General features: G+C 72.8%; 8 protein-coding genes and 1 pseudogene. All 9 read right to left on the reverse strand.

All coding sequences use genetic code 11. From position 1 onward, the window contains the following. Window positions 1-470: pseudogene (locus PKY62_RS01885) on the reverse strand (hypothetical protein); the annotation flags it as partial. Beyond that, window positions 467-1,348 carry a PP2C family protein-serine/threonine phosphatase gene (locus PKY62_RS01890; RefSeq protein WP_324534285.1) on the reverse strand — a complete coding sequence of 294 codons (882 nt, stop codon included), beginning with the start codon at window positions 1,346-1,348 and terminating at the stop codon, window positions 467-469. The gene PKY62_RS01890 and the pseudogene PKY62_RS01885, both read right to left, overlap by 4 nt. Window positions 1,349-1,491: 143 nt before the next feature. Next, window positions 1,492-2,490 carry a polyprenyl synthetase family protein gene (locus PKY62_RS01895; RefSeq protein WP_324534288.1) on the reverse strand — a complete coding sequence of 333 codons (999 nt, stop codon included), beginning with the start codon at window positions 2,488-2,490 and terminating at the stop codon, window positions 1,492-1,494. Continuing rightward, complete coding sequence (gene nuoN, locus PKY62_RS01900; protein WP_324534290.1) at window positions 2,487-4,070, reverse strand: NADH-quinone oxidoreductase subunit NuoN; 1,584 nt, start codon at window positions 4,068-4,070, stop codon at window positions 2,487-2,489. Before nuoN ends, PKY62_RS01895 begins: the two co-directional genes overlap by 4 nt. After that, window positions 4,067-5,650 (reverse strand): NADH-quinone oxidoreductase subunit M, encoded by a 1,584-nt coding sequence (locus tag PKY62_RS01905; protein ID WP_324534292.1) that lies wholly within the window; start codon window positions 5,648-5,650, stop codon window positions 4,067-4,069. The genes nuoN and PKY62_RS01905 overlap by 4 nt, the downstream gene beginning before the upstream one ends. Before the next feature lie 11 nt (window positions 5,651-5,661). After that, window positions 5,662-7,653 carry an NADH-quinone oxidoreductase subunit L gene (gene nuoL / locus PKY62_RS01910; protein WP_324534295.1) on the reverse strand — a complete coding sequence of 664 codons (1,992 nt, stop codon included), beginning with the start codon at window positions 7,651-7,653 and terminating at the stop codon, window positions 5,662-5,664. A 6-nt stretch (window positions 7,654-7,659) separates the two neighbouring features. Next, window positions 7,660-7,959, reverse strand: a complete 300-nt coding sequence (gene nuoK / locus PKY62_RS01915; RefSeq protein WP_324534297.1) for an NADH-quinone oxidoreductase subunit NuoK — start codon at window positions 7,957-7,959, stop codon at window positions 7,660-7,662. Next, a complete protein-coding gene (locus PKY62_RS01920) occupies window positions 7,956-8,840 on the reverse strand; it encodes an NADH-quinone oxidoreductase subunit J (protein WP_324534299.1) in 885 nt (294 codons plus the stop codon). Before PKY62_RS01920 ends, nuoK begins: the two co-directional genes overlap by 4 nt. Continuing rightward, a partial coding sequence (locus PKY62_RS01925; protein ID WP_324534301.1) for a 4Fe-4S binding protein occupies window positions 8,837-9,153 on the reverse strand: 317 nt, incomplete at its 5' end. The genes PKY62_RS01920 and PKY62_RS01925, both read right to left, overlap by 4 nt.

A 9,153-nucleotide genomic window follows, 5' to 3' on the forward strand; every position in this document is an offset into this window, starting at 1 on the left:
GCGACCGCGACCGAGCGCAGGTCGACGAGCACGTCGCTGACGCGCACGACGGCGGCCAGCACGGGCAGCGCGTCGCGGTACCCCGCAGCGCCGGCGTCCGGGGCCTCCGCCGAGGGACCGGTCCGCACGGCGACCGACCGTGCGTCGGCCAGCACCTCCTCGACCCAGGTCGACATGTGCGCGCCGCTGAGCACCCGGGGGCCCGCGGTCGTGACGACCTCGACCCGCACCTGCCCGCGGACGATCGCGTGCACCTCGCCGCCGGCGAGGCTCACGAGGGCGAAGGGCGGCACGTGGGTGAACCCGGTGCGCAGCAGCACCTGCAGGTGGTCGGTCAGGCTCGCGCCCTCACGGATGGCCGTCCACAGCTCTGCGACGACGGCCGGGGCGGTCTCGGGCGGCAGCACGGCCAGGGTGCCGTCGGTGACGACGGCGATCCACTCACCGGGCACGTATGCGGGGACGATCATCGGTCCACCTCCGGGACTCGACTGCGGCTGGGACGCGGGAGGGTGGCCCCGAAGTCATCCCATGACTCTCCGGTCGCCGGGCCACCGGGCGTCGGGACGGGCTGGGTGCGCCGCTCGGTGGTCGGCGGGGTCTCGGGGTGCTCCTCGGCGAGCACGATCCGCCGGCGCGAGCCCTGCGCCGTGGTCTCCATGTCGATCCCGGAGCCGACCGCCGCGACGTCCACCACCACGACGGTGATGTTGTCGGGGCCGCCGGCCGCGACGGCCAGCCCGACGAGCTCTGTCGCGGCGTCCTGCGGGTGGGCCGCGCTGCGCAGCACGCGCGCGACGGTCGCGTCGTCCAGGACGACGGTGAGGCCGTCCGTGCACACGAGGACCCGGTCGGCCGGGCCGACGGGCAGCAGCCAGTAGTCGGGCTCCGGCTCGGCCGTGGTCCCGATCGCGCGCGTGATGATGTGCCGGTCCGGGTGCCCCGCGACCTCGAGCGCGCCGATGAGACCGTGGTCCAGCAGCTCCTGGACCACGGAGTGGTCGACGCTGATCTGGCGCAGCTCGCCCGCCGCGAGGCGGTACACGCGCGAGTCGCCGATGTTGAAGACGAGCCAGTACGCCCCGCCGTCGTGCGTCGCGAGCGCGACCCCCGCGACCGTCGTCCCGGCGGTGCGACCGTCGGCGACGGTCTCGCGCAGCCGTCGCGCGGTGCGGTGGACCGCGCCGTGGATGTCGTCGGGGACCACGGCTGCGAGGCCGGCGAGCTGGGAGAACTCCTCGACGGCGATGCGGCTCGCGACGTCACCCGCGGCGTGCCCACCCATCCCGTCCGCGACGAGGAACACCGGCGGGTAGGCGAGCAGGGAGTCCTCGTTGTACCGGCGCACGCCTCGGTCGGTCGCCGATCCCCAGGCAGTTCGCACCGCTCATCCCCCCCTTCCCGGTCAGTGTCGGGCGCGCTCTCCTCGCGCGCCCCGCACTGGGGCATCGGCGTGTTCGCGCCGCAACATGAGCCCAAACGGGTGAAAGTTCAGGACGCCCGGTCGACCACCGAGTCGGCGAACAGGACGAGCGAGTCCTTCACAGGGCCAGGGGGCAGCGTACCCAGGGCGTCGACAGCGGCGCGCGCCCAGGCCACGGCGCGTCGGCGGGTCTCGTCGACGACGGCGTGCTCGCGCAGGCCGGCGACGGCGTCGGCGAGGGCCTCGTCGGAGGTCAGGTCCCCGTCCAGCCGGGCCACGAGCGCCCGGTCGGCGTCGGTGCCCTGGGGCCCGGCGGCGAGCCTGCGCAGCAGCAGGGCCGGCATGGTCGGCACCTTCTCGCGCAGGTCCGTGCCGGGGGTCTTGCCCGTCTGGGCGCCGGCGGAGGTGAGGTCGATGACGTCGTCCGCGAGCTGGAAGGCCACCCCGACCTTCTCGCCGTAGTCGACGAGGGTGGTGACCACGTCCGCCGGGCAGCCGGAGAACATCGCGCCGTAGCGGGCCGAGGTCGCGATGAGCGAGCCCGTCTTGTCGGCGAGCACCTGGAGGTAGTGCTCGACGGGGTCGGCCCCCGGGCCGGGGCCCACCGTCTCGTGCAGCTGGCCGAGGCACAGCCGCTCGAACGTGGCCGCCTGGATCCGCACGGCGTCCGGACCCAGGCCCGCCACGATGGACGACGCCCTGGCGAACAGCAGGTCCCCCGTGAGGATCGCGACGTGGTTGCCCCACACCTCGTGGGCCGCCGGCGCCCCGCGCCGCACGGGCGCGGAGTCCATGACGTCGTCGTGGTAGAGCGTCGCGAGGTGGGTCAGCTCGACCACGACGGCGGCGTCGAGCACCTCGGGCCGGCTGCCCTCGCCGAGCTGGGCCGCGAGCAGCGTGAGCATCGGCCGCAGGCGCTTGCCCCCCGCGTTGACGAGGTGCCGCGACGTCGTGTCGGCGAGCCGGTCGGCATGCGTCACCGCGTCCCGCAGTCGCTCCTCGACCAGCGCGAGCCGGGCCGTGAGGAGGTCTGCGAGCGCCGGGTCTGCCAGCGGGAGGGCGGTCACGGCAGGAAGACCGCCGCGTCGGCGAGCATCGTCAGCACCGGGGACGGCAGGATGCCGAGCAGCACCGTGCCGACCACGGCCGCACCGATGGCCACCGTGGTGAGCCCCTCGGACCGGACGGCGATGGTCCGCTCGCCCGCGGTGCCGACCGGGTCGGTGAAGAACATCAGGACGATGAGCCGGACGTAGAAGAAGACCGCCGCCGCCGAGGCGAGCACGCCGACGACCGCCAACCAGCCCACGCCGCCGTCCACCGCGGCGGAGAACACCGCGAACTTGCCGATGAACCCCGCGGTCAGCGGGATGCCGGCGAAGGACAGCAGGAAGAGCGTGAAGGCACCGGCGAGGACCGGGTGGCGCCTGCCGAGGCCCGTCCACTGCGTGATCCCGTTCGCCTCGCCGACCACGGCGCCGCCGGGACCCTCGATGGACTCGCGGACCAGGGAGACCACGGCGAACGCGCCGATCGTCGTCAGGCCGTACGCGATGAGGTAGAAGAGCACGCCCGAGATCCCCGACCGGGTCAGCGCCACCACGCCGACGAGCACGAACCCGGCGTGCGCGATCGAGGAGTACGCGAGCAGTCGCTTGACGTCCGTCTGGACGATGGCCACGACGGTGCCGACGAGCATGGTGAGCACCGCCACGCCCCACAGCAGCGGCATGATGTCCCAGGCCAGCGGGGGCAGCAGCACGTAGGTGAACCGCAGCAGCGCGCCGAAGGCGGCGATCTTGGTGCACGCGGCCATGAAGCCCGTGATGGGGGTGGGGGCGCCCTGGTACACGTCGGGCGTCCAGGAGTGGAACGGCACCGCGCCGACCTTGAAGAGCAGACCGACCGCCACCAGCACCACACCGCCGAGCAGCAGCGGGTCCAGCCCGACGACGCCGGCCGTGGCGAGCGCGATCTCCGAGAGCCGGATCGACCCGGCGAAGCCGTAGAGCAGGGCGATCCCGAAGAGCAGGAACGCCGAGGCGAACGCGCCGAGCAGGAAGTACTTGAGCGAGGCCTCCTGGCTGAAGAGGCGACGACGGCGCGCCATCCCGGACAGCAGGTACAGCGGCAGCGAGAAGACCTCGAGCGCGACGAAGAGCGTCAGCAGGTCCCCGGCGGCGGGGAAGACCATCATGCCGCCGAGCGCGAGCAGCACCAGCGGGTACACCTCGGTCTGCTGCAGGCCGCGCGTGGTGGCGAGCGTCTCGTAGTCCGAGCCCGGCACCGCGGCGACGGACGGCGCGAACGCGTCCTCGCCGGCGTCCGTGCGGTCGGCCACGACGAGCAGGCTGAGGAGGCCGAGCACGGCCAGGGCGCCCTGGAGCAGCAGCGCCGGCGCGTCGATGATCATCGAGCCACCGAGCACGACGGTGCCACCGGACGCCGCGACGTCGGACCACAGGGCAGCGACGGCGACGACGGCGCCGGCGGTGGCCGCCAGCGCGAGGCCCAGCTGGACGGCCCGGCGCGAGGCGGCCGGGACGAAGGCCTCGACGAGCACCCCGAGCACGCCGGCCCCGAGCACGATGGCCACCGGTGCCAGGTACGCCCAGTCGATCGTGGGCGCCACGAAGGCCGCGGTCACAGGTCGCTCCCGTCCTCGGAGGTGCTGGTGAGCAGCGGGGCCACGTCGGGCACCCCGATCACCTGCAGGGTCTGGTCGGCGGGCTCGCGGACCAGGTCGAGAGCCGGCGCCGGGTAGAAGCCGAGCAGCAGCATGGCGGCGATGAGCGGTCCGACCACCCAGCGCTCGCGGGCCGTGAGGTCCGGGGTGCTCGCGAGCTCGTCGCGCACCGGGCCGGTGAACACCCGCTGGTAGGTGAGCAGCACGTAGAGCGCTGCGAGCACCACCCCGAGGGTCGCGACCACGGCGGCGGGCCGGTTCGCCCCGAAGGTGCCCACGAGCACGAGGAACTCGCTGACGAAGGTCGACAGGCCGGGCAGCGACAGCGCGGACAGGCCGGCGACGAGGAAGGTCCCGGCGAGCACCGGCACCACCTTCTGCAGGCCGCCGAAGTCGGCGATCCGGGCCGAGCCCCGGCGGGCCACGAGGAACCCGGCGACGAGGAAGAGCATGCCCGTCGAGAGCCCGTGGTTGACCATGTACAGCGAGGAGCCCTGGAGGCTCACCGAGGTGAAGGCGAAGATGCCCAGCACGATGAACCCGAAGTGGCTCACCGACGTGTAGGCGATCAGGCGCATGAGGTCCTCCTGGCCGATCGCCAGCAGCGCGCCGTAGAGGATCGAGATGACGGCCAGCACGATGATCGCCGGCGCAGCCCACTGCGACGCCTGGGGGAACAGCGGCAGGCACAGGGTGAGCATTCCGAAGGTGCCGACCTTGTCGAGCACGCCGACGAGGAGGACCGAGGTGCCGGCCGGGGCCTGCTCTGCGGCGTCCGGCAGCCACGTGTGCACGGGCCACATCGGGGCCTTGATCGCGAAGGCGAGGAAGAACGCCAGGAACAGCAGCCGCTCGGTGGTGACCGGCAGCTCCAGCCCGACGAGGTTCTCGGTGAGGAAGCCCTGCGGTCCGCGCGGGCCGTGCAGGTAGAGCGCGATGACCCCGACGAGCATGACCAGGCCGCCGGCGAGGGAGAAGAGCAGGAACTTCACCGCCGCGTAGCGCCGCTGGAGCCCGCCGAACGAGCCGATCATGAAGTAGACGGGGATGAGCATGGCCTCGAAGACCACGTAGAAGAGGAAGACGTCGCGCGCGGCGAAGATCGCCACCATGAAGGCCTCGAGCACGAGGACGAGCGCGACGTAGTGCCGGATCCGGCCGCCGCCCTCGACCGCGGCGTCGACGCCGGACGCGTCGTCGGCCGGGGCGTCCGGGTGCTCGCGCCAGGCGGCGAGGAGCACCAGAGGGACGAGGAGCACCGAGAGCAGGACGAGCGCGAGGCCCACCCCGTCGACACCGAGCGCCCAGCTGACGCCGAGCGCCGGGATCCAGCCGTGGGTCTCGAGGAGCTGGTGGGCGCCCGCGTCGGCGACGTCGAAGCTCAGGGCCGCGACGACGCCGAGCGCCAGCACGACGAGCGAGACGGCGACGGCGACCGGACGCGCATGCCGGCGGGCCGCGCCGGGCAGCGCCCAGACGACGGCGGCGCCCAGCAGCGGGACCACGATCAGCGTGGTCAGCCAGGGGAACTGTGCGGGCATGGTCTCTTCCCTCAGATCCGGAATGCCAGGACGATCGCCACGAGCACGACGATGCCGGCGAGCATGGTGGCCGCGTAGGACCGGACGAAGCCGTTCTGCAGGCCGCGAAGCACCTCGCCGGTCCCGGCGACGAGCCGGGCCAGGCCCGTCGCCGCGCCGTCGACCACCTGGCGGTCGCCGTAGACGAGGGAGCGCGTGAGCACCTGGCCGGGCAGCACGAGCAGGCTGTCGTTGACCTCGTCCTGGTACAGGTCGCGCCGCGCCGCGCGCGTGAGCAGGGACCCGCGCGGCGGCACGACGGCCACCGGCGCGGCCGCGTACTGGCGCCAGGCGAGCACGGCGCCCACGGCCACGACGACGAGCGTCAGGGCCATGAGCAGCGGGACCGGCAGGACGGGCTCGTGGTGCTCGACGTGGCCGGTCACCGGGACGAGCCACGTCGTGAACGCGTCACCGATCGAGAGGACGCCGCCGAGGCCGGCCGAGCCGACCGCGAGGACGATCATCGGCCACGTCATGAGACGCGGGGACTCGTGCGGGTGCTGCACCGGCGCGTCCGGGTCGGTGGCGCCGCCGCCGTGCCCGTCGCTCCAGCGCTTCTCGCCGTGGAAGGTCATGAAGAACAGGCGGGACATGTAGAACGCCGTGATCCCGGCGCCGACGAGCGCCACCGTGCCGAGCACCCACGGCTGCCAGCCCTCGCCGCCGGCCGTGGCGAACGCGGACTCGATGATCTTGTCCTTGCTCCAGAAGCCGGAGAACGGCGGCACCCCGAGGATGGCCAGCCAGCCCAGCCCGAAGGTGATCCAGGTGACGCGCATGAAGGCCGACAGCCCGCCGAAGCGGCGCATGTCGACGGTGTCGCCCATGCCGTGCATCACCGAGCCGGCGCCGAGGAACATGCCGGCCTTGAAGAAGCCGTGGGTCAGCAGGTGGAAGATCGCGAACGCGTAGCCGATCGGCCCCAGGCCGGCGGCGAGCATCATGTAGCCGATCTGGGACATCGTCGAGGCCGCGAGGGTCTTCTTGATGTCGTCCTTGGCCGTGCCGACGATCGCTCCGAAGAGCAGCGTGATCGCGCCGACGATCGCCACGACGAGCAGCGCGTCGGGCGCCCCGGCGTAGACGGGCGCGGAGCGGACCACGAGGTAGACGCCGGCGGTGACCATCGTCGCCGCGTGGATGAGCGCGGAGACCGGCGTGGGGCCGGCCATCGCGTCGCCGAGCCAGGACTGCAGCGGGAACTGCGCCGACTTGCCGGTGGCCCCGAGCAGGAGCATGAGGCCGGTCGCGGTGAGCAGCCCCTCGCTCGCCTGCGGCGCCATCGCGAAGACCGTCGTGAAGTCGGTGGCACCGAACGTGGCGAAGATCAGCCCGATCGCCACGATGAGACCGACGTCGCCCACCCGGTTGGCGACGAACGCCTTCTTGGCCGCGACCGCGTTGGGCAGGTGGTGGTTCCAGAACCCGATGAGCAGGTACGACGCCAGGCCGACACCCTCCCACCCGACGAAGAGCAGCACGTAGCTGTCGGCCAGCACGAGCAGCAGCATCGCCGCCACGAACAGGTTGAGGTAGGCGAAGAACCGGCGCCGGTCCGTGTCGTGCTCCATGTAGGCCACGGAGTAGACGTGGATGAGCGTGCCGACGAAGGTCACCAGGAGCACGAAGGTCAGCGAGAGCGGGTCGATCCGCAGCCCTGCGTCCACGGTGAGCGCCCCCGCGGGGATCCAGCGGAACAGGACCAGCTCCTGGACGCGCTCGGCAGCGGGCAGCGCGAGGGTCGCGGCCCACAGCACAGCACCCACGACGAAGGCCGACGCCGAGGCGAGCACGCCGAGCCAGTGCCCCCACGCGTCGGCCCGGCGGCCGGCGAGCAGCAGCACGGCGGCACCGAGCAGCGGCAGGGCGATGAGCAGCCAGGCCGAGGTGAACGCCCCGGTGGCAGCGGTGGCCACGGCGAGCCCTTCGGCCGCCTCCAGCCCCACAAGCGCAGTCGTCATCGCTCCTCAGCTCTTCAACAGGTTGACGTCGTCGACCGATGCCGACCGGCGGGTGCGGAAGATCGCCACGATGATCGCCAGGCCGATGACCACCTCGGCGGCCGCGACGACCATGACGAAGAAGGCCATCACCTGCCCCGTGAGGTCCCCGTGGATCCGGGAGAAGGTCACCAGCGAGAGGTTCGTCGCGTTGAGCATGAGCTCGATGCCGAGGAACACGACGATCGCGTTGCGCCGCAGCAGGACGGTGGACGCGCCGATGGAGAACAGGAGCGCGGAGAGCACCAGGTAGTTGGCGAGGTTCATCGGCCCTCCTCCGTCCCGGTGATGGACCGCTGCGGGCGGCCCGGGGTGGCGCCGGGGGCGATCCCGGGCGGTGGGCCGAGCAGGTCGACGTCGGCGTGCACCTCGTCGACCGCGCGCTCCTGGCCGCGCACGCGCAGCACGCGCGGGACGGACGCCTCGAGGGGCGTGCCGTCCGGGCCGAGGGCCGGGGTGTCCATGGCGTTGGACCGGGCGTAGACGCCGGGGGCCGGCAACGGGGTGAGGATCGCGCCGTCGGCGATCCGCGCGACGCGGGCGTCGGAGCGCTCCTTCTGCCCCACCCTGCGGGTCAGCCGCTGGCGGTGCGTGAGCACCAGGGCACCGACGGCCGCCGTGACGAGCAGGGTGCCGACGATCTCCAGCGCGAACACGTGGTCGGCGAAGATCAGCCGGGCCACGCCCACCGGGTTGGTGTCGGCGTTGGCCGCCGTGAGCCCCACCGGGGTCATGTCGGCCGCGGTGAGGACCACACCGACGAGCACCGCCGCCAGCCCGGCGCCGAGCAGGGCGCCGATCCAGCGCTGACCGGTGAGGGTCTCCAGGAGCGAGTCCGACGCGTCCACGCCGATGAGCATGAGCACGAAGAGGAAGAGCATCATCACGGCGCCGGTGTAGACGATCACCTGCACCACGCCGAGGAAGGGCGCCTCCTGGGCGACGTAGAGGATCGCCAGCGCGATCATGACGACCACGATGCTCATCGCGGCGTGCACGGCCTTGCGCGCGAAGAGCAGGCCGAGCGCTGCGATCACCATCGCGGGGGCGAGGAACCAGAAGAGGGCGGCCTCGCCCGCGGAGGTCTTCCCGGTGGTCTCGATCGCCGTGGCGACCGGGCCGAGGGCCAACAGCAGTGCGGCGCTCATCTGGCGACCCCTCCAGCGGTGCGGGCGCCGTCCACGGACGGGTCCTCCGGGCGCCAGCGGGCCACCCAGTCGATCTGCTCCGGCACCGGGCCGGTGACCTCTCCGCGGTAGTAGTCGGTGTCCTCGGTGCCCGGCACCATGGGGTGCGGGGCGGCGAGCATGCCATCGGCCAGCGGGGCGAGCAGGTCGGCCTTCTCGTAGATCATCCCGCGGCGCGTGGGGCCGGCCAGCTCGAACTCGTTGGTCATCGTCAGCGCCCGCGTCGGGCAGGCCTCGATGCACAGGCCGCAGAAGATGCAGCGCAGGTAGTTGA

Source organism: Actinotalea sp., from assembly GCF_035443605.1.
Classification (GTDB): Bacteria; Actinomycetota; Actinomycetes; order Actinomycetales; family Cellulomonadaceae; genus Actinotalea.